Source organism: Pseudomonas sp. LAM2023 (assembly GCF_016620375.1).
GTDB classification, from domain to species: domain Bacteria; phylum Pseudomonadota; class Gammaproteobacteria; order Pseudomonadales; family Pseudomonadaceae; genus Aquipseudomonas; species Aquipseudomonas anuradhapurensis.
Map to the genome: position 1 here is coordinate 214,759 of NZ_JAENHV010000017.1, position 22,597 is coordinate 237,355.

Annotated in this window: 19 protein-coding genes; 15 read left to right on the top strand and 4 right to left on the bottom strand. The window is 63.8% G+C overall.

The features are described from left to right. Positions 1 to 3: 3 nt before the first annotated feature. From gatB to JKP78_RS10975, 4 genes are all read left to right on the top strand, one after another. Entirely contained in the window at positions 4 to 1,449 is a 1,446-nt protein-coding gene (gene gatB / locus JKP78_RS10960) for an Asp-tRNA(Asn)/Glu-tRNA(Gln) amidotransferase subunit GatB (RefSeq protein ID WP_170028393.1), read from the top strand. 153 nt (positions 1,450 to 1,602) lie between these two features. Further along, a complete protein-coding gene (locus tag JKP78_RS10965) occupies positions 1,603 to 1,977 on the top strand; it encodes a septal ring lytic transglycosylase RlpA family protein (protein ID WP_186686221.1) in 375 nt (124 codons plus the stop codon). A gap of 60 nt (positions 1,978 to 2,037) precedes the next feature. Further along, on the top strand, positions 2,038 to 3,081 hold the full coding sequence (locus tag JKP78_RS10970) for a calcium/sodium antiporter (protein WP_170034046.1): 1,044 nt from the start codon (positions 2,038 to 2,040) through the stop codon (positions 3,079 to 3,081). Positions 3,082 to 3,091: 10 nt separating this feature from the next. Beyond that, positions 3,092 to 3,466, top strand: coding sequence for a carboxymuconolactone decarboxylase family protein (locus JKP78_RS10975; protein ID WP_012270635.1), 375 nt, complete (start codon positions 3,092 to 3,094; stop codon positions 3,464 to 3,466). Positions 3,467 to 3,592: 126 nt separating this feature from the next. Here the strand turns inward: JKP78_RS10975 and JKP78_RS10980 are convergent, their stop codons facing one another. The 4 genes from JKP78_RS10980 to JKP78_RS10995 all read right to left on the bottom strand — a co-directional run bounded on the left by JKP78_RS10980 (position 3,593) and on the right by JKP78_RS10995 (position 7,981). Next, entirely contained in the window at positions 3,593 to 4,951 is a 1,359-nt protein-coding gene (locus JKP78_RS10980; protein WP_186686224.1) for an amino acid permease, read from the bottom strand. A gap of 55 nt (positions 4,952 to 5,006) precedes the next feature. Then, positions 5,007 to 5,948, bottom strand: a complete 942-nt coding sequence (locus JKP78_RS10985; RefSeq protein WP_186686227.1) for an AEC family transporter — start codon at positions 5,946 to 5,948, stop codon at positions 5,007 to 5,009. A gap of 216 nt (positions 5,949 to 6,164) precedes the next feature. Further along, positions 6,165 to 6,725 (bottom strand): response regulator transcription factor, encoded by a 561-nt coding sequence (locus tag JKP78_RS10990; RefSeq protein WP_170028388.1) that lies wholly within the window; start codon positions 6,723 to 6,725, stop codon positions 6,165 to 6,167. Beyond that, the gene (locus JKP78_RS10995; protein ID WP_170028387.1) at positions 6,725 to 7,981 is read right to left on the bottom strand and encodes an ATP-binding protein; all 1,257 of its coding nucleotides are present in this window, start codon (positions 7,979 to 7,981) and stop codon (positions 6,725 to 6,727) included. Before JKP78_RS10995 ends, JKP78_RS10990 begins: the two co-directional genes overlap by 1 nt. A gap of 203 nt (positions 7,982 to 8,184) precedes the next feature. Between JKP78_RS10995 and JKP78_RS11000 the strand changes: the two genes are divergently transcribed. The 11 genes from JKP78_RS11000 (at position 8,185) to JKP78_RS11050 (ending at position 22,577) form a co-directional block, all read left to right on the top strand. Continuing rightward, positions 8,185 to 8,901 (top strand): SIMPL domain-containing protein, encoded by a 717-nt coding sequence (locus tag JKP78_RS11000; RefSeq protein ID WP_186686228.1) that lies wholly within the window; start codon positions 8,185 to 8,187, stop codon positions 8,899 to 8,901. A 320-nt stretch (positions 8,902 to 9,221) separates the two neighbouring features. After that, positions 9,222 to 10,847 carry an ABC transporter substrate-binding protein gene (locus tag JKP78_RS11005; protein WP_200626657.1) on the top strand — a complete coding sequence of 542 codons (1,626 nt, stop codon included), beginning with the start codon at positions 9,222 to 9,224 and terminating at the stop codon, positions 10,845 to 10,847. 149 nt (positions 10,848 to 10,996) lie between these two features. Next, on the top strand, positions 10,997 to 12,589 hold the full coding sequence (locus JKP78_RS11010) for an ABC transporter substrate-binding protein (RefSeq protein ID WP_186686230.1): 1,593 nt from the start codon (positions 10,997 to 10,999) through the stop codon (positions 12,587 to 12,589). Between the two features lie 224 nt (positions 12,590 to 12,813). After that, positions 12,814 to 14,193, top strand: a complete 1,380-nt coding sequence (locus tag JKP78_RS11015) for an OprD family porin (RefSeq protein WP_170028383.1) — start codon at positions 12,814 to 12,816, stop codon at positions 14,191 to 14,193. A gap of 77 nt (positions 14,194 to 14,270) precedes the next feature. Then, positions 14,271 to 15,881: an ABC transporter substrate-binding protein gene (locus JKP78_RS11020; RefSeq protein ID WP_186686231.1), complete on the top strand. Its 1,611-nt coding sequence runs from the start codon at positions 14,271 to 14,273 to the stop codon at positions 15,879 to 15,881. 91 nt (positions 15,882 to 15,972) lie between these two features. Beyond that, positions 15,973 to 16,983 (top strand): ABC transporter permease subunit, encoded by a 1,011-nt coding sequence (locus JKP78_RS11025; protein ID WP_170028381.1) that lies wholly within the window; start codon positions 15,973 to 15,975, stop codon positions 16,981 to 16,983. Positions 16,984 to 16,993: 10 nt separating this feature from the next. Continuing rightward, the gene (locus JKP78_RS11030) at positions 16,994 to 17,920 is read left to right on the top strand and encodes an ABC transporter permease subunit (RefSeq protein ID WP_063911340.1); all 927 of its coding nucleotides are present in this window, start codon (positions 16,994 to 16,996) and stop codon (positions 17,918 to 17,920) included. A 10-nt stretch (positions 17,921 to 17,930) separates the two neighbouring features. Then, a complete protein-coding gene (locus JKP78_RS11035; protein WP_200626658.1) occupies positions 17,931 to 18,899 on the top strand; it encodes an ABC transporter ATP-binding protein in 969 nt (322 codons plus the stop codon). After that, the gene (locus JKP78_RS11040; RefSeq protein ID WP_170028378.1) at positions 18,899 to 19,867 is read left to right on the top strand and encodes a peptide ABC transporter ATP-binding protein; all 969 of its coding nucleotides are present in this window, start codon (positions 18,899 to 18,901) and stop codon (positions 19,865 to 19,867) included. The genes JKP78_RS11035 and JKP78_RS11040 overlap by 1 nt, the downstream gene beginning before the upstream one ends. Before the next feature lie 429 nt (positions 19,868 to 20,296). Beyond that, complete coding sequence (locus JKP78_RS11045; protein ID WP_200626659.1) at positions 20,297 to 21,106, top strand: AraC family transcriptional regulator; 810 nt, start codon at positions 20,297 to 20,299, stop codon at positions 21,104 to 21,106. Positions 21,107 to 21,170: 64 nt separating this feature from the next. Then, the gene (locus JKP78_RS11050; protein WP_200626660.1) at positions 21,171 to 22,577 is read left to right on the top strand and encodes an NAD(P)/FAD-dependent oxidoreductase; all 1,407 of its coding nucleotides are present in this window, start codon (positions 21,171 to 21,173) and stop codon (positions 22,575 to 22,577) included. The last annotated feature ends 20 nt before the right edge of the window (positions 22,578 to 22,597 follow it).

Below are 22,597 nucleotides of genomic sequence, written 5' to 3' on the forward strand. Positions count from 1 at the left end.
CACATGCAATGGGAAGTTGTGATCGGGCTGGAAATCCACACTCAGCTCGCCACCCAGTCGAAGATCTTCTCCGGCAGCGCCACCACCTTCGGTTCCGAGCCGAACACCCAGGCCAGCCTGATTGACCTGGGCATGCCAGGCGTTCTGCCGGTGCTGAACCAGGAAGCCGTGCGCATGGCGTGCATGTTCGGCCTGGCCATCGACGCCGAAATCGGCAAGCGCAACGTGTTCGCGCGCAAGAACTACTTCTACCCCGACCTGCCCAAGGGCTACCAGATCAGCCAGATGGACCTGCCGATCGTCGGCAAGGGCCACCTCGACATCGCCCTGGAAGACGGCACCATCAAGCGCATCGGGGTAACCCGTGCGCACCTCGAAGAAGATGCCGGCAAGAGCCTGCACGAAGACTTCAGCGGCTCCACCGGCATCGACCTCAACCGTGCCGGCACCCCGCTGCTGGAGATCGTTTCCGAGCCGGACATGCGCAGCGCCAAGGAAGCCGTGGCCTACGTCAAGGCGATTCATGCGCTGGTGCGTTACCTGGGCATCTGCGACGGCAACATGGCCGAAGGCTCGCTGCGTTGCGACTGCAACGTGTCGATCCGGCCAAAAGGCCAGGCCGAGTTCGGCACCCGCTGCGAGATCAAGAACGTCAACTCGTTCCGCTTCATCGAGCGCGCGATCAACAGCGAGATCCAGCGCCAGATCGACCTGATCGAAGACGGCGGCAAGGTGGTCCAGGAAACCCGCCTGTACGACCCGAACAAGGACGAGACCCGCTCCATGCGCAGCAAGGAGGAAGCCAACGACTACCGTTACTTCCCCGACCCGGACCTGCTGCCGGTGGTGATCGAGGACAGCTTCCTGGAAACCGTCCGCGCCAGCCTGCCCGAGCTGCCAACACAAAAGGTCGAGCGCTTCCAGCAGCAATACGGCCTGTCGGCCTACGATGCCAACGTGCTGGCATCCAGCCGCGAACAGGCTGATTACTTCGAAGAAGTGGTGAAGATCGGTGGCGATGCCAAGCTGGCCGCCAACTGGGTCATGGTCGAGCTGGGCAGCCTGCTGAACAAGCTGGGCATCGAGATCGACCAGGCCCCGGTCAGCGCCGCGCAACTGGGTGGCATGCTGCTGCGTATCCGCGACAACACCATCAGCGGCAAGATCGCCAAGACCGTGTTCGAGGCCATGGCTGCCGGTGAAGGTGATGCCGACAGCATCATCGACAGCAAAGGCCTCAAGCAGGTCACCGATACCGGCGCGATCGACAAGATGCTCGACGAAGTGCTGGCGGCCAACGCCGAGCAGGTCGAACAGTACCGCGCAGCCGACGAGGCCAAGCGTGGCAAGATGTTCGGCTTCTTCGTCGGCCAGGCGATGAAAGCCTCCAAAGGCAAGGCCAACCCGGGGCAGGTGAACCAACTGCTCAAGGCCAAGCTCGAAGGGTGATCTGAACATCGGCGAGGGCCCCGCCCTCGATCGCCGGCAAGCCAGCGCCCACAGGTACAGCAGCGCTCTCGAGGGCTGTGGGGCCCCTGTGGGAGCCGGCCTGCCAGCGATGGGCCGCACAGCGGCCCCAAATGCAGCATCGGAGCATCTGAATTGCTAAAACGATCCCTGAGCACCCTCGCCCTCTATTCCCTGCTGGCCGGCTGCGCCAGCCATGACATCGACCCGCGCGGCTACGACCAGACAGGCACCGCCTCCTACTACGGCTCGCGCCACCACGGCAAACGCACCGCCAGCGGCGAACCGTTCAACCAGAACGGCCTCACTGCCGCCCACCGCAGCCTGCCCTTCGGCACCCGGGTACGGGTCACCAACACCGCCAACCAGCGCAGCGTGGTAGTGCGCATCAACGACCGTGGGCCACATACGCGTGGCCGCCTCATCGACCTGTCACGTGCCGCGGCGGAAAAAATCGGCATGATCCGTAGCGGAACCGCGCAGGTGCGAGTACAAGGGCTTAGCGACTGACGCGACAGGAGTCCGACCATTTTCGACCTGGCCACCCTTGCTACCTTCAGCCTTCTGCAACTGGGCATCGCCCTGCTGTTGCTGGTTGCTGGCGCCGAATTGCTGGTGCGCGCAGCCTTGCGCCTGGCCCAGCGCCTGCATGTACGCCCGCTGATCATCGGCCTGAGCCTGGTGGCCTTCGGCAGCACCGCGCCGCAACTGACGGTGAGCCTGCAGGCCGCCTACCAGGGGGCGCCGGACGTGGCAGTGGGCAGCGTGGTCGGCAGCAATATCTTCAACGTGCTGGTCATCCTCGGCCTGGCCGCGCTGATCATTCCGCTGCGCGTGTCACGGCAACTGGTGCGCCTGGACATTCCGCTGATGATCGCCGCCAGCGGGCTGGTCTTCGGGCTAGCCGCCAACGGCCACCTGGGCCGCATCGAAGGGGCATTGCTGCTGCTTGGCCTGGCCGGCTACCTGGCCACGCTGTGGCATCAGTCCCGCCACTATGCACGCACCTACCCTGCACCGGCCACGCTCGTCACCAGCGCCGGACGCTTCTGGTCGGGCACGCTGTTGCAGGTGCTGGCCGGCCTGGGCCTGCTGAGCCTGGCCGGCCACCTGCTGCTGGAAGCCGCGGTGGAAGTGGCCACCGACCTCGGCCTGTCCGAGCGCATCATCGGCCTGACCGTGGTCGCCATCTGCACCTCCCTGCCGGAACTGGCCGCCGCGCTGATCGCCGCACTGCGCGGGGAACGAGAAATCGCCGTGGGTACGGTGATCGGCAGCAACCTGTTCAACCTGCTGGCCGTACTGGGCCTGACCGCACTGGTCACCCCGCAGCCGCTGTCGATTTCACCCAACGCCCTGGCCTTCGACCTGCCAGTGATGCTTGGCGTTGCCGCGCTGAGCCTGCCAGTGTTCTATTCCGGCTACCGCATTACCCGCGCCGAAGGCCTGGTGTTCCTCTGCCTGTATCTGGCCTATGGGCTGCACGTGGCGGCGTTTACCATGGGCCTGCCGCTGGCCGGCCGCCTGGAGCGGCTGATGCTGTTCTACGTACTGCCAGTGCTCGCCGTGGTGTTGCTGTACACCACCGTGCGTGCCTGGCGCCGCCAACACTAAGGAAAACAACATGGCTGATAGCAACAAGACCGGCGAGCAGATTCGCCGCCAGGTAATGGGCGACGCGTTCGTCGACCGCGCCCTGGGCAATGCCACCGACTTTACCCAGCCGCTGCAGGACTTCGTCAACGAACATGCCTGGGGCAGCGTGTGGGCGCGCGATGGCCTGCCGCTGAAGACCCGCAGCCTGATTACCCTGGCCACGCTGACGGCACTCAAGTGCCCGCAGGAACTCAAGGGGCATGTACGCGGGGCGTTGAACAATGGCTGTACGGTGGAGGAGATTCGTGAAGCGCTGCTGCATTGCGCGGTGTACGCCGGGGTGCCGGCGGCGATCGATGCGTTCCGGGCCGCGCAGGAAGTGATTGACAGCTATCAGGGCTGATTCAGCCTTTTTCAGGCCCGGCCTCTTCGCGGGCACGCCCGCTCCCACAGGGACCCCACAGGCTCCGAAACCTGTGCAGTACCTGTGGCAGCGGGCGTGCCCGCGAAGAGGCCAGGCCTGCCTTGCCTATTTGGCCTGGCGCGCCTTCTTCAGCTTGAAGGCCACCCACAGCGCAGCAATCCACGATGGAATCAGCATCACCGAAATGCGAATCGGCGGAGTCAGGTACATCACCACCAGGATCAGCACGATGAACGCCAGGCACAGGTAGTTGGTCAACGGGTGCCCCCAGCTCTTGTAGAACGGGATGATCCCGGCCGCCAGCTTGGCCTTGCGGAATTTCAGGTGGGTAATGCTGATGCTCGCCCAGTTGATCACCAGCGCCGAGACCGCCAGCGCCATCAGCAACCCGAACGCTTCACCTGGCATCAGGTAGTTGATCAACACGCACAGCCCGGTCGCCAGCGCCGACACGCCCAGCGCGGTCAGCGGCACGCCGCTGCGGCTGACCTTCAGCAACTGCCGCGGCGCGTCGCCCTGGCTGGCCAGGCCGAACAGCATGCGGCTGTTGGCGTATACACAGCTGTTGTACACCGACAGCGCGGCCGTCAGCACCACGATGTTGAGGATGGTCGCCACCAGGTCGCTGTCCAGTTCGTGGAAGATCATCACGAACGGGCTGCCGCCCTGCACCACCTTCTGCCACGGGTACAGCGACAGCAGCACCGCCAGGGCACCGATGTAGAAGATGAGGATGCGGTACACCACCTGGTTGGTGGCTTTGGGGATGCTCTGGCGCGGGTTGTCGGCCTCGGCAGCAGTGATACCCACCAGTTCCAGGCCGCCGAAGGAAAACATGATCACCGCCAATGCCATCACCAGGCCGGTGACACCGTTGGGGAAGAAGCCGCCGTACTGCCACAGGTTGGCCACGCTGGCATCCGGGCCACCATGGCCACTGGTCAGCAGCCAGGCGCCGAAACCGATCATGCTGACGATGGCTACCACCTTGACCAGGGCGAACCAGAATTCCATCTCGCCATAGACCTTCACCTGGGTCAGGTTGATCAGGTTGATCACCACGAAGAAGATCGCTGCCGTCGCCCAGGTGGGGAAGCCCGGCCACCAGTACTGCACATAGATACCCACCGCGGTGAGTTCGGCCATGCCGACCAGCACGTACACCACCCAGTAGTTCCAGCCCGAGACGAAACCGGCGAACTCGCTCCAGTACTGGTGCGCGAAGTGGCTGAAGCTGCCGGCCACTGGCTCTTCCACCACCATTTCGCCGAGTTGGCGCATGATCAGGAAGGCCATCAGACCGGCGATGGCATAGCCCAGCAGGACGGAGGGGCCGGCCAGCTGGATGGTTTGGGCGATACCCAGGAACAAACCGGTGCCGATAGCCCCACCCAGCGCAATCAGCTGGATATGGCGATTCTTCAGCCCGCGCTGCAACCGCTCGGGCGTGCTCTGGTCTTGCATGAAGTGTCCTTTAGCTCAGTGAGGCAGTGTTGTTGTGTTATTTGCAGTGAAGGATCTAGATCCATCCGCCCCACTGCAAGATGAAAATACCAATATTGGTGGTAATTGCCGCCATCAGCGTGGTAACCACGATGATCGACGCCGCCAGCTCATGGTTACCGTTGGCTGCCCGCGCCATCACGTAGCTGGCTGCTGCGGTCGGGCTACCGATGTACAGGAACAGGATGCCCAGTTCGGCACCGCGAAAGCCGCAGAGCCAGGCACCCAGGGTGCCGACCAGCGGCAGCCAGACCATCTTCACCAGGCTGGCGTCGATGGCCAGCCTGCCGCTGTCGCGCAACGCCGCCAGCGACAGGGTGCCGCCGATGCAGATCAACGCCAGCGGCAGGGTCATCTGCGCCAGGTAGTCGCCTGAAGTGAGCAGCCAGTTGGGCAGCGGCACCTGGCCGTAGGCCATCGGCGTGGCCACCAGTACGCTGATGATCAACGGGTTGCTGAAGATGCTCTTGCAGATGCTCCATGGGTCGGACTTCAGGTCCGGGCTGTACACCGCCAGCACCACCGCCGACAGCGAGTTGTACAGCAGGATCACCAGGCCGGCGAGCACCGCGCCCAGGGAAATACCGTAGTCGCCGTACAGGCTGGCGGCCAGGGCCAGGCCGATCACACCGTTGTTGCCACGGAATGCGCCTTGGGTGTAGATGCCCCGGTCCGCTTCGGGGCAACGCCAGATGGCCAGCCCCCAGGCGATGGCGAAGCCGACCAGGGTGGCGGCGGTGAAATACAGCAGGACCCCGGGTTTGACCGCAGCGCCCAGGTCGGCGTGGTAGATGCCGAGGAACAGCAGCGCCGGCATGCATACGTTGAATACCAGCTGCGAGGCGACGCGGTTGAAATTGTCATCGATCAGACGGATGCGTTTGAGCAGCACACCCATGAACAGCATGGCGAAGACCGGTGCCGTGATGTTCAGCGTCTGGATAAGAAGGGCGAGCATGCGCAAGCGATCCTGGAGGGGTTGCCGTTAGGCGGCTAATGATACGCCAACGGCCGGGACTTGCGGGGATCGCGGGGTAATACAGAGAAATCTCTGTCAGTACCAGCCTCTTCGCGGGCTTGCCCGCTCCCACAGGTATTCCACAAGCCCAAGACCTGTGCAGTACCTGTGGGAGCGGGCGAGCCCGCGAAAGGGCCGGTACAAGCCCGGCAGGAATCAGCGCCGGACCGGGCGCTTCTGCAGTTTGCGCTGCAAGGTCCGGCGGTGCATGCCCAGCGCCCGCGCAGTGGCCGAGATATTGCCTTCGTGCTCGTTCAGCACGCGCTGGATGTGCTCCCACTGCAGGCGGTCGACCGACATCGGGTTTTCCGGCACCAGGGTATCCAGGTCGGTGTGTTCCGACAGCAGCGCCGCCAGCACGTCATCGGCATCGGCCGGTTTGCACAGGTAGTTGCAGGCACCACGCTTGACCGCCTCCACGGCGGTGGCAATGCTCGAATAGCCAGTCAGGATCACCACGCGCATTTCCGGGTCCAGCTCCAGCAGCTTGGGCAGCAGCACCAGGCCGGAGTCGCCGTCCATCTTGAGGTCCAGCGTGGCGTAGTCCGGCAGGTCCTGCTGGGCCAGCAGCAAGCCTTCCTCGGCCGAGCTGGCGGTGCTTACGCGGAACCCGCGGCGGCTCATGGCACGGGCCATGACCCGGGTGAAGGTGGCATCGTCATCCACCAGCAGCAGGTGCGGAAGCTCTTCGCCTTCGACCTGGTTTTCTTCGCTCATCATTCATCTCCTCGCTTGCCATGGGGCAGGCGCAGTTCGGTCAGGGTGCCACCCTGTTCATGACTATAGAGTTTCACCGAACCGCCCGCACGGGTCACGCTGGCCTTGCTCAAGAACAGGCCCAGGCCGAAGCCTTTGCCTTTGGTGGTAATGAAGGGCTTGCCGATGGCTTCGGCAATGGCCGGCGGCACGCCGGGGCCATGGTCGCGGATACTGATGACGATGTCGTGGGCATCCCAGTCCAGGCGCACTTCAAGGTCATCGGGGCAGGCATCGGCAGCATTGTTCAACAGGTTCAGCAGCGCCTGGGTCAGGTCGGGTGGCGGGGTCAGGCGCGGTACCTGGCCATCGCGCAGACGCTGGAAGCGGTAGCTGGCCTCCGGGCGCATCAGGTGCCAGCGGTTGAGCGCTTCGTCGAGCCAGGCAGTCACGTCCTGCTCCACCACCGCCAGGCGGCGATTGGCCTCGGCGGCGCGCACCAGCTGCTGCAAGGTCTCCTTGCACAGCTTCACCTGGTCCTGGAGGATCTGCAGGTCTTCCTGCAGCAGCGGGTCGGCGTGGTCCTGGCGCATTTCGTTGAGCAACACGCTCATGGTCGCCAACGGCGTGCCCAGCTCATGGGCTGCGCCGGCAGCCTGGGTGGCCACGGCCAGCAGCTGCTCGTCGCGCAGGCTTTCTTCGCGCCGCTCGGAGCGCAACTGCTCCTGGCGACGCAGCTCTTCGGCCATGCGCGCCGCAAAGAAGGTGATCACGGCAGCGGCCAGGGCGATGCTCAGCCACATGCCATAGACCTGCATCTTGTCCCGCGCCATCGGCAAGCCTTCGAGCGGGTAGAACTGCACCAGCAGCAAGCTGTAGGCGGTCAGCGCGATGCCGGAAAGAATCAGCGAATACAGCCACGGCAAGGTCACCGCAGCAATCGCCAGCGGCACCAGGTAATACGAGACGAACGGGTTGGTCGAACCGCCGGAGTAGTACAGCAAGGCACTGTGGATCAGCAGGTCGCAGGCCAGCTGCAGGGCGTATTCCAGCTCGGTAACCGGCAACGACAGGCGCAGGCGCAGGGCCGTGAAAGCACACAGCAGCGATGACAAGGCCAAGGTGCCAGCCAGCGACAGCCAGGGCAGCGGCAGCAGTTCGGTCCAGTAGGCGACGCCTACGGAGCCGGCCTGGGCAGCCAGGACCAGGACCCGAATGACGGTCAGGCGCCAGAGGTTCTGGCGGGTAGCGGACAGCGGTTGTACGGCGGCGAGCATGAGCTCTCCTGATGAGTGCTCCAGAAAATCGGCTGGAGTATACCGAAGCCTGGCGCCGCGCTGCAGTGATGCGGCAAAGCGCCACACTTTGTCACAAGTCCATGATGGCACTTTTGAACCCACTACACTGTTGCCGGTCTGATGGCCCATGCGTGGAATGGATGGCCAAAGCCCACGCCTTTTATTGCCAAGGAGTATCCCACATGCAAAACCCTCGTCGCGGCGCCGCGCTGATCCTGTCCTGCGGCCTGCTCGCCAGCCTGCCGGCGCTGGCTGCCGATGAACCGCGCTACAACCAGGTATCGCTGCGTGCTGAAGTCAGCAAGGAAGTGGCGCGCGACCTGATGGTGGTGACCCTCTACAGCGAAGCGCAGAACACCGACCCGGGCAAGCTCGCCCAGCAGATCACCGAAACCATGAACAAGGCCGTCAAGCAGGCGCGCCAGGTCAAGGACGTGAAGATCAGCCAGGGCAGCCGCAACAGCTACCCGGTGTATGACAGCAAGGGGCAGAAGATCACCGGCTGGCGCGAGCGCGCCGAGCTGCGCCTGGAAAGCGCCAACTTCCCGGCCCTGTCGCAGTTGACCGCCGACCTGCTGCAGGAGCTGAAGATGGGCGGCATGGACTTCTCCATTGCCCCGGCCACGCGCAAGGCCAGTGAGGATGCGCTGCTCAAGGATGCGGTGGATGCCTTCAAGGCACGCGCGCAACTCGCCACCGAGGCGCTGGGCGGCAAAGGCTACAAGGTGGTCAGCCTGAACCTCAACAGCAGTGGTTACCCCCACCCCTACATGCGCAGCGCGCCGATGCCGATGAAGGCGATGGCAGCCGATGAAGCGGCGCCGGCACCGGATATCGAGGCTGGCACCAGCGAAGTCAGCATGAATGCCGATGGCCTGATCGAAGTGCAAATGCCTTGATCCAACCGATGGGAGCGGGCGAGCCCGCTCCTTGAGGATCGCGTCAACTTCAAGCTTTTCAGAACACTCCTACGCACCATTCAGGTGCTTCCTACAGCTTTCCCCGCCCCGAAATATCCCGCAAAAAGCCATCATTCTGCCCGCGCAAACGTTCAACTTCGCGAAAAGTTACACCAATGCGACATCCATGTACGGCCGTACCACTTTTCTGGCGCCAAGGAACCCTTCCCGTATTGCATTGGGTACACCCCCTGCATAAGTATCCGCAGGTCGGCTCACGAGGCCACCTCAAATCGAAAAATGACAACAATGAGGCCACCATGCTCAAACACGCAGTCATTCCGTTCCTGCTAGGCGCAGGCTTGCTCTCCGGCGCACCGTCGGCCCTCGCCGCGTCCAACCTGGTGTTCTGCTCCGAAGGCAGCCCGGCCGGCTTCGACCCGGGGCAATACACCACGGGGACCGATTTCGACGCCTCGGCCGAGACCGTGTTCAACCGCCTGACCCAGTTCGAACGCGGCGGCACCGCCGTGATCCCGGGCCTGGCGACCAAGTGGGAAGTGTCCGATGACGGCAAGACCTACACCTTCCACCTGCGCGAAGGGGTCAAGTTCCACAGCACCGACTACTTCAAGCCCACCCGTGCATTCAACGCCGACGACGTGCTGTTCACTTTCGACCGCATGCTCGACAAGGACCACCCGTTCCGCAAGGCCTACCCCACCGAGTTCCCGTACTTCACCGACATGGGCATGGACAAGAACATCGCCAAGGTGGAGAAGCTCGACGACCACACGGTGAGGTTCACCCTCAACGAGGTCGACGCCGCCTTCATCCAGAACCTGGCCATGAGCTTTGCCTCGATCCAGTCCGCCGAATACGCCGACCAGTTGCTCAAGGCGGGCAAGGCTGCCGATATCAACCAGAAGCCGATCGGCACCGGCCCGTTCGTGTTCAGCAAGTACCAGAAAGACGCGCAGATCCGCTTCAAGGGCAACAAGGACTACTGGCAACCGGATGACGTGAAGATCGACAACCTGATCTTCGCCATCACCACCGACGCCTCGGTGCGCATGCAGAAGCTGAAGAAGAACGAGTGCCAGGTCACCCTGTTCCCGCGCCCGGCCGACATCCAGCCGCTGAAGCAGGACCCCAAGCTGCAGATGCCTGACCAGGCCGGCTTCAACCTCGGCTACATCGCCTACAACGTGATGGACAAGGTCAAGGGCAGCAACGAAGCCAACCCGCTGGCCCAGCTGAAAGTCCGCCAGGCGCTGGACATGGCTGTGGACAAGAAAAAGATCATCGAGTCGGTCTACCAGGGCGCCGGCCAGCTGGCGGTCAATGGCATGCCGCCCACCCAGTGGTCCTACGACGACAGTATCAAGGACGCCCCGTACGACCCGGAGAAAGCCCGGCAGCTGCTCAAGGAAGCCGGCATCAAGGAAGGCACCGAAATCTCCCTGTGGGCCATGCCGGTGCAGCGCCCGTACAACCCCAATGCCAAGCTGATGGCCGAAATGCTGCAATCGGACTGGGCCAAGGTGGGCATCAAGGCGAAGATCGTCAGCTATGAATGGGGGGAATACATCAAACGTTCCAAGGGTGGCGAACAGGGCGCCATGCTGATCGGCTGGAGCGGTGACAATGGTGACCCGGACAACTGGCTGGGCACCCTGTACGGCTGCGATGCCATGAACGGCAACAACTTCTCCAAATGGTGCTACAAACCCTACGACGATCTGATCAAGCAGGCCAAGGCCACTCCCGACCAGGCCAAGCGCACCGAGCTGTACAAGCAGGCGCAGCACATCCTCAAGGAGCAGGTGCCGATCACCCCGATCGCCCATTCCACCGTGTACCAGCCCATGAGCGCCAAAGTGAAGGACTTCAAGATCAGCCCGTTCGGCCTGAACTCCTTCTACGGCGTCAGCGTGGACAAATAGGCTAGCTGTGGCACCCGCTGAAGTGCGGGTGCCCCTGCCAACCTCGCCTCCCCCTTCATGTCGCCCCGCCGCCAGCACTGCGGGGGCGGCGCGCTGTTGCCGGCATTTTTTGCACGCGGCGGCGCAAACAGACGTAAAAGGACTTGTTCATGCGCTACACCACCCGCCTTTCCGCCCTGCTGGCCCTCGGCCTGGTCAGCCAGACCCCGGTCGTGCTGGCCAACAACCTGGTGTTCTGCTCCGAAGGCAGCCCGGCCGGCTTCGACACCGCGCAGTACACCAGCGCCACCGACAACGATGCCGCCGAGCCCATCTACAACCGCCTGGTCGAGTTCGAGCGCGGTGGCACCGCCGTGCAGCCTGCGCTGGCAACCCGCTGGGAGGTGTCTGACGATGGCCTGCGCTACACCTTTCACCTGCGCGAGGGAGTGAAGTTCCACAGCAACAAGGCCTTTACACCCAGCCGCGAGTTCAACGCCGACGACGTGCTGTTCACCTTCAACCGCATGCTCGACAAGGGCCACCCGTTCCGCCAGGCCTACCCGACCGAGTTCCCCTATTTCGTCAGCATGGGCCTGGACAAGAACATCGCCCGTGTCGAGAAAACCGGCCCCATGACCGTGGTATTCACCTTGAACGCGGTCGATGCCGCCTTCATCCAGAACCTGGCCATGAGCTTCGCCTCCATTCTCTCTGCCGAATACGCCGGGCAGTTGCTGGCCAGCGGGCGCCCCAGCGACATCAACCAGCAACCGATCGGCACCGGGCCGTTCGTGTTCCAGCGCTACCAGAAGGATTCGCAGATTCGCTACAAGGGCAACCAGGCTTACTGGGCAGCAGACGAGGTGAAGATCGACAACCTGGTGTTCTCGATCAACACCGACCCGTCGGTGCGCATCCAGAAGCTGCGCCGCAACGAATGCCAGGTCACCCTGCACCCGCGCCCGGCCGACCTGCCGGCGCTGAAGGCCGACAGCAAGCTGCAGGTGCTGCAGCAACCGGGCTTCAACCTCGGCTACATCGCCTACAACACCAAGCACCCGCCATTCGACCGCCTGGAAGTGCGCCAGGCGATGGACATGGCGGTGAACAAACAGGCGATCCTCCAGGCGGTGTACCAGGACTCCGGCCAGCTGGCCGTCAACGCCATGCCGCCGACCCAGTGGTCCTATGACAGCAGCATCAAGGATGCGCCGTACGACCCGGACAAGGCCCGGCAGCTGCTGCAGCAGGCCGGCGTGAAGCCCGGCAGCGAAATCACCCTGTGGGCCATGCCGGTACAGCGTCCGTACAACCCCAACGCCAAGCTGATGGCGGAAATGCTCCAGGCCGACTGGAGCAAGCTCGGCTTCAAGGTGCGCATCGTCAGCTACGAATGGGGTGAATACCTCAAGCGCATGAAAAGCGGTGAACACGATATCGCCCTGATCGGCTGGACCGGTGACAACGGTGACCCGGACAACTGGCTGGGCACTCTTTACAACTGCGATGCGATTGGCAGCAACAACTATTCGCTGTGGTGCGACCCGCAGTACGACAGCTTGGTCAAGCAGGCCAAGCAGGTCACCGACCGCTCCCAGCGCACCGCCCTGTACCAGCAGGCCCAGCAGCGGCTCAAGCAACAGGTGCCGATTACCCCCGTGGCACATTCAACGGTCAACCAACCGCTGAGCATCAAGGTTTCCGAATTCAAGGTCAGCCCTTTCGGGCGCAACGATTTTTCCGGTGTGAGTGTTGATTGAGCATTAGCCGGTACCGGCCTCTTCGCGGGTAAACCCGCTCCCACAGGGTTCTCCTCAGGTTCACCAAACCTGTGGGAGCGGGCGCGCCCGCGAAGAGGCCGGCACAGCCAACACAACGCCCCGATTCTGCCCGGTGACCCCGGGCAACCCTGGCAACACCGCAGCAAGAAGCCCGGCCCACAAGGCCAGGGAATAACTAGAAGAACAGAAAGGGAGCTTTAACCTTGAGACTATTCACCTTGACCGCACTGGCGTTATCCATCAGTGCATTATCCACCGTGACCCTGGCCGACCCGCAAAGCCAGGACTATGTGCCCGTCACCCTCAAAGGCAGCAGCGAGCAGGAGCAGGCCAGCGGTTTCATCGACGGCCAGAGCCTGTCGGGCAGCACCCGCAACTGGTATGCCCACGAACGCGCCGCCCGCGCACCGCTGTGGAAGTACTACAAGAGCGACGGCACCCGTCATGACACCCACAGCCGCGAAAACTGGGTGCAGGGCACCATCCTCAACTACAGTTCCGGCTTCACCCAGGGCACCGTCGGCTTCGCCGTCGAAGCCGCTGGCTACAACGCCATCGCCCTGCAGCAAAGCCGCGAGGCGGTCGCAGGCCCCAACAACCGCACCCTGACCCACAGCGATGGCGACCCGGTCGGCCAGTGGAGCAAGATGGGCCTGGCCAACGTCAAGGCACGCGTGTCCAACACCACCCTGACCGTCGGCCGCCAATCGGTGGACACACCGATGATCGCCTACATCGGCAACCGCGCCCTGCCCTCGAGCTTCCAGGGGGCATTCCTGCACAGCGCCGAATTCGACAACCTGAGCTTCGACCTGGGCACCTTCGACCGCGTCTCGCCACGCACCGAGCAGAGCCTCAGCAAGTTCCGCAGCGAGTACAGCGCCACTGGCGTTGAAACCGACCGCGCCAGCACCGCCGGCATCAACTACCAGCCGTTCAAGAGCCTGACCACCAGCCTGTACGCCACCAAGGTCGACGACTTCTGGAACCAGTACTATTTCGGCGCCAACCACGTGCTCGGCGACAGCGCAGTGCTGAGCCTGAGCACCGGCCTGAACTACTACAAGACCGTCGACGCCGGCAGCCAGAAGATGGGCGAAATCGACAACGACACCTACAGCCTGTCATTCGGCCTGACCCACCAGGCCCACACCGTCAGCGCCTCGTGGCAGCAGGTCAACGGCAACGAGTACTTCGACTACCTGCACGAAACCAATGGCATCTACCTGGCCAACTCGCTGCTGTCGGACTTCAACGGCCCCAACGAGAAATCGCTGCAGCTTTCCTACGTGCTGAACATGGCGCCGTATGGCGTGCCGGGGCTGAAATTCAACCTGTACAACGCCCGCGGCTGGGGTATCGACGGCACCCATTACCGTGGTACCGCCTATGACGTCAACGGCCTGGATGGCGAAACCCACTACGAGTGGGGCATCGGCACCAGCTACGCGGTGCAGAGCGGGCCGCTGAAGGACACCAGCATCCGCGCCACCTACACCGCGCACCGCGCCAGCAAGGCCCAGGGCGATGGCAGCCTGGACGAGTTCCGGGTGGTCACCACCATTCCGTTCAACATCCTCTGACCGTCGGCGCCCCGGCCTGCTTCGCTGCGGGCCGGGGCGGCTACGCTGGAACCAATGCAAGCAGGGAGTTTCACCCCATGCAGAGAACGTTCACCAAATCGCGACCACTGCGCCTGGCCCTGGCCGCGCTGCTTCTGGGTGGCGCCACGCAATTGGCGGCCAAACCGCTGGTGGTGTGCACCGAAGCCAGCCCGGAAGGGTTCGACATCGTCCAGTACACCACTGCGGTCACCGCCGATGCCTCGGCCGAGACAGTGTTCAACCGCCTGGTCGACTTCAAGCCCGGTACTACCGAAATCCAGCCGGCCCTGGCCGAGCGCTGGGACATTTCCGACGACGGCCTGACCTACACCTTCCACCTGCGCCAGGGGGTGAAGTTCCACACCACCGACTACTTCAAGCCGACCCGCGACTTCAACGCCGATGACGTGCTGTGGAGCCTCAATCGCCAGCTCGACCCGAACCATCCCTGGCATGACAAGACCAGCGTCGGCTACCCGTACTTCGAGAGCATGGGGTTCAAGCAACTGCTCAAGTCGGTCAGCAAGGCTGACGAGCACACCGTGGTGATTACCCTCACCCGACCGGAAGCGCCGTTCCTGCGCGACATGGCCATGGGCTTTACCTCGATCTACTCCGCCGAGTACGGCGACCAGTTGCTCAAGGCTGGCAAGACCGCCGAGCTGAACAGCAAGCCGATCGGCACCGGCCCGTTCATCTTCCAGCGTTACAACAAGGACGCCCAGGTTCGCTTCAAGCCCAACCCGGACTATTTCCGTGGCAAGCCGCCGGCCGATGCGCTGGTGTTCGCCATCGCCACCGACAGCAACGTGCGCCTGCAGAAACTGCGCGCCAACGAGTGCCAGGTGGCGCTCTATCCCAAGCCCGATGATGTGCCGTCGATCAAGCAGGACCCGAAACTCAAGGTCGAGGAAATCGAGGCCCTGGTCACCGGTTACATCTCGATGAACACCGAACACAAATACCTGAGCGACGTGCGGGTACGCAAAGCCATCAACATGGCCTTCGACCGCCAGACCCACGTCGACCAGCTGTTCGGCAAGGGCAATGCGCTGGTGGGCGTGAACCCTTATCCGCCGACCATGATCGGCTACAACAACGAGAACAGGAACCCGCCCCGCGACCTGGCCAAGGCACGCCAACTGCTCAACGAAGCTGGCGTACCGCCGGGCACGACGTTCACCCTGTTCACCCGCAACGGTGGTGGCCCGACCAACCCCAACCCGCGGCTGTCCGCCGAGATGCTGCAGGGCGACCTCAAACAGATCGGCCTCAAGCTGGATATCCGCGTCATGGAGTGGGCCGAGATGCTGCGCCGGGCCAAGAAGGGCGAAGCCGACCTGGTGTCCGCCGGCTGGGCCGGCGACAACGGCGACCCGGACAACTTCCTCACGCCGATGCTCAGTTGTGATGCCGTCAAGAGCGGCGAGAACTATGCGCGCTGGTGCAACCCTAAGTTCCAGGAGCTGATCAGCCGCGCCCGCGAAGTGATCGACAACGACGAGCGTGCAAGGCTCTATAACGAGGCATTGAAAGTGTACGATGACGAACAACCCTGGATCAGCATGGCCCATCCGAAGATGTTCACCGCCATGCGTGACAACGTGGAGGGCTACGTGATCAACCCTCTGACCAACAACAACTTCGCCACTACCAAGGTGAAGTAGAACAACAACGACCGCCGGCCGCCCACACGGGGCCCGGCGGCCCCGCCGTAACGGGCTGATCGCCCCACGGCCTGATGAGGTAACCCCGACAATGTTGAGTTTTATTGCCCGGCGCCTTGGCCTGTTGATACCGACGTTCTTCGGCATCACCTTGCTGACCTTCGCGCTCATACGCCTGATCCCCGGCGACCCGGTGGAAGTGATGATGGGCGAGCGCAGGGTCGACCCCGAAATGCATGCCCAGGCCATGGAGCGTCTGGGGCTGAACAAGCCGCTGCCGGTCCAGTACCTGGACTACGTTGGCAAGCTGGCCCAGGGCGACCTGGGTGAATCGTTGCGCACCCGCGAGAGTGTCTGGCACGAGTTTCTCACCCTGTTCCCGGCTACCCTCGAACTGGCCTTCGCCGCCCTGCTGTTCGCCGGCATCGTCGGCCTGCTGGCCGGGGTGATCGCCGCGCTCAAGCGCGGTTCGCTGTTCGACCATGGGGTGATGGGGATTTCCCTGGCGGGCTACTCCATGCCGATCTTCTGGTGGGGCCTGATCCTGATCATGTTCTTCTCGGTAAGCCTGGGCTGGACCCCGGTATCCGGGCGCATCGACCTGCTCTATGACATCGAGCCGAAAACCGGCTTCATGCTCATCGACACCCTGCTCAGCGACGAGGAAGGCGCGTTCAAGGACGCGCTGATGCACCTGATCCTGCCCGCCATCGTGCTCGGCACCATCCCGTTGGCGGTGATTGCCCGCATGACCCGCTCGTCGATGCTCGAAGTGCTGCGCGAGGACTACATCCGTACCGCCCGCGCCAAAGGCCTGTCGCCAGCCCGCGTGGTGTTCGTGCACGGCCTGCGCAATGCCTTGATCCCGGTGCTGACCGTGTTCGGCCTGCAGGTCGGCACGCTGCTGGCCGGTGCGGTGCTGACCGAAACCATCTTTTCCTGGCCGGGCATCGGCAAATGGCTGATCGAAGCCATCGGTGCCCGTGACTACCCCGTGGTCCAGAACGGCATCCTGTTGATCGCCTGCCTGGTGATCCTGGTCAACTTCGTCGTGGACATCCTCTACGGCCTGGCCAACCCACGCATCCGTCATCAGCGCTGAGGCCTTCGCCATGACTAGCCCGATTCCGAAATCCGTCACACCGGCCAGCCCGGTGGACCAGAGCCTGCTCTACCCTTCGCCGTACAAAGAATTCTGGCAAGCCTTCGCGCGCAACAAAGGCGCGGTGATGGGCCTGGCCTTCATGTGCCTGGTGGTGTTCTGCGCGCTGTTCGCGCCGTGGGTCGCCCCGCACGACCCGAGCGAGCAGTACCGCGACTTCCTGCTGACCCCGCCGGTATGGCTGGAAGGCGGCAGCTGGCAGTTCATCCTCGGCACCGACGAGCTGGGCCGCGACCTGCTTTCGCGGCTGATCCAGGGCGCGCGGCTGTCGCTGCTGATCGGCCTGTCGTCGGTGGTGATGTCGCTGATCCCGGGCATCCTCCTGGGCCTGCTGGCAGGGTTCTTCCCGCAACTGCTCGGCCCGTCGATCATGCGCCTGATGGACGTGATGCTGGCCCTGCCCTCGCTGCTGCTGGCAGTGGCCATCGTTGCCATCCTCGGCCCTGGCCTGATCAACACGGTGATCGCCATCGCCATCGTTTCATTGCCCTCCTATGTGCGCCTGACCCGCGCCGCCGTGATGGGCGAGCTGAACCGCGACTATGTCACCGCCGCGCGCCTGGCCGGTGCCGGCCTGCCACGGCTGATGTTCGTCACCGTGCTGCCCAACTGCATGGCACCGCTGATCGTGCAGGCCACCCTGAGTTTCTCTTCGGCCATTCTCGACGCCGCCGCCCTGGGCTTCCTCGGCCTCGGTGTACAACCACCGACCCCCGAGTGGGGCACCATGCTGGCATCGGCCCGTGACTACATCGAGCGCGCCTGGTGGGTGGTGAGCCTGCCCGGCCTGACCATTCTGCTCAGTGTGCTGGCAATCAACCTGATGGGCGACGGCCTGCGCGATGCGCTGGACCCGAAACTCAAGAACGCCGCCTGAGGAGAACGCCATGTCACTGTTGCAGATCAACAACCTGAACGTGCGCTTCGGCGACGCCAATGCCGTACCGGTGGTCGATGGCCTGGACCTGGCGGTGGAAGCCGGCGAGATCCTGGCCATCGTCGGTGAATCCGGCTCGGGCAAGTCGGTCACCATGATGGCTCTGATGGGCCTGGTCGACGCCCCCGGGCGCATCACCGCCGACGCACTGACCTTCGATGGCACCGACATGCTCAAGCTCAGCGGGCGCCAGCGGCGCAAGGTGGTGGGCAAGGACATCGCCATGGTCTTCCAGGACCCGATGACCGCGCTCAACCCCAGCTACACCGTGGGCTACCAGATCGAGGAAGTGCTGCGCCAGCACCTGGGCCTGAAGGGCAAGGCCGCGCGCCAGCGGGCCCTGGAGCTGTTGAAGAAAGTCGAGATCCCGGCGGCGGAAAGCCGCCTGGACGCCTACCCGCATCAATTGTCCGGCGGCATGAGCCAGCGTGTGGCGATCGCCATGGCCATCGCTGGCGAACCCAAGCTGCTGATCGCCGACGAACCGACTACGGCGCTGGACGTGACCATCCAGGCACAGATCATGGAGCTGCTGGTCAACCTGCAGAAGGAGCGCAACATGGCGCTCATCCTGATTACCCATGACCTCGCCGTGGTAGCCGAAACCGCCAGGCGGGTGTGCGTGATGTACGCCGGCCAGGCTGTGGAAGTCGGCCAGGTGCCAGAGCTGTTCGACGTGCCCGCCCACCCCTACAGCGAAGCGCTGCTGGCGGCGATCCCCGAGCACAGCATCGGTGCCGAACGCCTGGCTACCCTGCCCGGCATCGTCCCCGGTCGCTACGACCGCCCGGCGGGATGCTTGCTGTCGCCGCGCTGCCCCTACGTGCAGGACAACTGCCGGCACCAGCGCCCCCCCCTCGATCCCCAGGCCAACAGCCTGGCACGTTGCTTCTACCCGCTGAACCAGGAGGTGGCGTAATGGCCGTCGTTCTCTCCGCCCGGGAGCTTACCCGGCATTACGAAGTCTCCCGCGGGCTGTTCAAGGGCCATGCCCTGGTGCGTGCATTGAATGGCGTGTCGTTCGAGCTGGAGGCGGGCAAGACCCTGGCCGTGGTCGGCGAGTCCGGCTGTGGCAAGTCGACCCTGGCCCGCGCCCTGACCCTGATCGAAGAGCCGTCGTCCGGCTCGCTGCAGATCGCCGGCACCGAGGTGAAAGGCGCCAGCAAAACCGAACGCAAGCAACTGCGTCGCGACGTGCAAATGGTGTTCCAGAGCCCCTACGCCTCGCTCAACCCGCGGCAGAAGATTGGCGACCAGCTCGCCGAGCCACTGTTGATCAACACTTCGCTGAGCAAGGCCGAGCGGCGCGAAAAGGTGCAGAAGATGATGGAACAGGTCGGCCTGCGCCCCGAGCATTACCAGCGCTACCCGCACATGTTCTCGGGTGGCCAGCGCCAACGTATTGCCCTGGCCCGGGCGATGATGCTGCAACCCAAGGTGCTGGTCGCCGACGAACCGACCTCCGCGCTGGACGTGTCGATCCAGGCCCAGGTGCTGAACTTGTTCATGGACTTGCAGAAGGAGTTCAACACCGCCTATGTGTTCATCTCGCACAACCTGGCAGTGGTGCGGCATGTGGCGGATCAGGTGCTGGTGATGTACCTGGGCCGACCGGCGGAAATGGGGCCGAAGGAGGACATCTACGAGAAGCCGCTGCATCCGTATACCCAGGCGCTGCTGTCGGCGACACCGGCGATCCATCCTGATCCGCTGAAACCGAAGATCCGCATTGCCGGGGAGCTGCCCAACCCGCTCAATCCACCGGACGGGTGCGCGTTCCACAAGCGCTGCCCGTATGCGACCGAGCGCTGTGCCAAGGAGGTGCCGGCGTTCAGGCAGGTGGGTACGCGGCAGGTGGCTTGTCATTATGCCGAGCAGTTTCTTTAGCCCTTGGATTGCCGGGGCTGCTTTGCAGCCCTTTCGCGACACAAGGCCGCTCCTACAAGGGACCGCGATCTCCTGAACTGCGCCCCTAGGTTGGATTTTTTGTCCAACAAATGAGGCGCACCTCATCCTGTAGGAGCGGCCTTGTGTCGCGAAAGGGTCGCAAAGCGGCCCCCTGAATTCTCAATGCATGAACAACCAGATCAGGATAATCACCGGAATCGGCACCCCAATCATCCACAGCAGTATCGAGCGCATGGCCTTTCTCCTTGTTCGATGTTGAACAGTTCGGTGCACTTGCCATGCCATCCTTGTCAAAGAATCACACCCAACCGAATCAAAGGCTTACTCCCCAAGCCGCTTGCCAGAACCATGCAATATGCCAGATCCCCACCCTTGCACCTGGGTGTTCTGCAATGCACTATCGGCCTCATGACCGCCACCACCCTCCCCGACGGCCCCGAGCAGACCTCGCTCACCGCCGACACCGTGCTGCGCTACCACCTGTGCTGGAAGCACCGTGACCTCGACGGCGTCATCGCGCTTTACCACCCCGACATCCACTACCACGATTTTTTCCAGAACCGCGTGCTCCGCTACCAGGAACTGCGCGACTACGTACGCGCCTGCCTGCCCCATGAAGCCGGCGAAGACATCGTCCACAGCGACCGCATCCGCGTCGACGGCAACACGGCGTTCATCCAGTACCAGGTCACGGTGCAGGGCGGCGACGGCCTGGTGGCGTTCCAGTCCAGCGAGGCGATTACCGTCAAGGACGGCCTGATCTGGCAGGTCAACGAGTACGCCACCCTGGTGCGCCAGAACGGCAACGGCCTGGCCAGCAGCGGCCCGCGCCCGGCCACCAGCCGCCTGGGCCTGTCACCGCGGCAGCTGTCGACCATGGCCCAGGACCTGGAGCACTACTTCCAGCGCCAGCGCCCCTACCTGGACCCGCAACTGGACTTGCAACAGGTGGCGGACGCGAGTGGCTATAGCCGCAACCAGATTTCCTACCTGCTCAACCAGGTGCTCGGGCAAAGCTTCTACCGCTACGTCAACCAGGCTCGCCTGCAACACCTGATGGCCAGCCTCGACCACGACAGCGTCGAGGCGACGATCGATGACCTGGCGTTCAACGCCGGCTTCAACTCGCTCTCGGCGTTCTACAAGTGTTTCCGCGAACACACCGGCCTGACTCCCAAGGCCTATCTGAAGCAAAATTCCCTGCGTGCACGCACGTAAGACAGGCGCCGACCGACACGACTAGCATCGCCCACAGACCTCGACGGATGTGGAGCAAAACCCGATGCAACCCCTGCGCACGCTCAGCCTGTGGATGGACCAGCTCGACGAGCCACTGTGCGCGCGCCCGGCCCTGCGCCAGGACCTCGAAGTCGATGTGTGCATCCTCGGCGCCGGCTACACCGGGCTGTGGACTGCCTACTACCTCAAGCGCCAGGCACCACAGCTGAACATCGCGGTGATCGAGGCCAACATCGCCGGCTTCGGCGCCTCGGGGCGCAATGGCGGCTGGTTGATGGGCAACCTGCTCGGTGAAGACCGCCTGCTGGCCAGCCTGTCGCCGCAGCAGCGCCGGGCCAGCATCGACCTGCTGCACGGCATCCCCGATGAAGTGCACCGCGTATTGCAACGCGAAGGCATCGATTGCGACTACCGCAAGGGCGGCGTGCTGTATTGCGCCGCGCGTTATCCGGAGCAGGAGCGCAGCCTGCGCGCTTATCTGGACGACCTGTACCGCCAGGGCATGACCGAAGACGACTACCGCTGGCTGCGCCCCGAGCAACTGGACACCCAGCTGCGGGTCAGCAACGCCTATGGCGCCATCTACAGCCCGCACACCGCCACCATTCAGCCGGCCAAGCTGGTGCGCGGCCTGGCTCGGGCGGTGGAAGCGCTGGGCGTGCAGCTTTATGAAAATACCCCGGCCATCGACTGGCAGCCCGGTGAGGTGCGTACCCCGCTGGCACGTATCCGCTGCCAGTGGACCGTACCTGCCGTGGAAGGCTATGCCGTCACCCTGCCGCCACTGGACAAACACCAGTTACCGGTGCAAAGCCTGCTGGTGGCTACCGAACCGCTACCAGAGGCCACCTGGGCACAGATCGGCCTGAGCCAGGGCCAGGCCTTCAGCGAGAGCAGCCGCCAGGTCACCTACGGCCAACGCACGGCCGACAACCGCCTGGTGTTCGGTGCGCGTGGCGGCTACCGCTTCGGCGGCCGCCTGCGAGAAAATTTCACCCTTGGCGAACACGAAGTCGAACTGCGCCGCTACCTGTTCAGCGAGCTGTTCCCGCAGCTGAAGCATGTGCGCATCACCCACACCTGGGGCGGCAACCTGGGCATGGCCCGGCGTTTTCGTCCACACATGCTCTGCGACCGCCAGCGTGGCATCGCCCTGGCCGGTGGCTACGGTGGCGAAGGCGTCGGCGCCAGCAACCTCGGCGGGCGCACCCTGGCGGCGCTGATCCTCAACCAGCACAACGAACTGACCGGGCAACCCTGGGTGCTCGACAACCGCCCGCTGTCGAGCCTGGCCAGTTGGCCCGCCGAGCCCTGCCGCTGGCTGGGCTACAACGCGATCATCCAGAGTTTCGTCCACGAGGACCGTACCCTCGCCAACCCCGCCAGCGCGCCCTGGCGGCGGCGTCTGGCCGGCGCGCTGGCGGACTTCATGGAAGGCTTCATGCACTGATTTCCCATCACCCGACACAG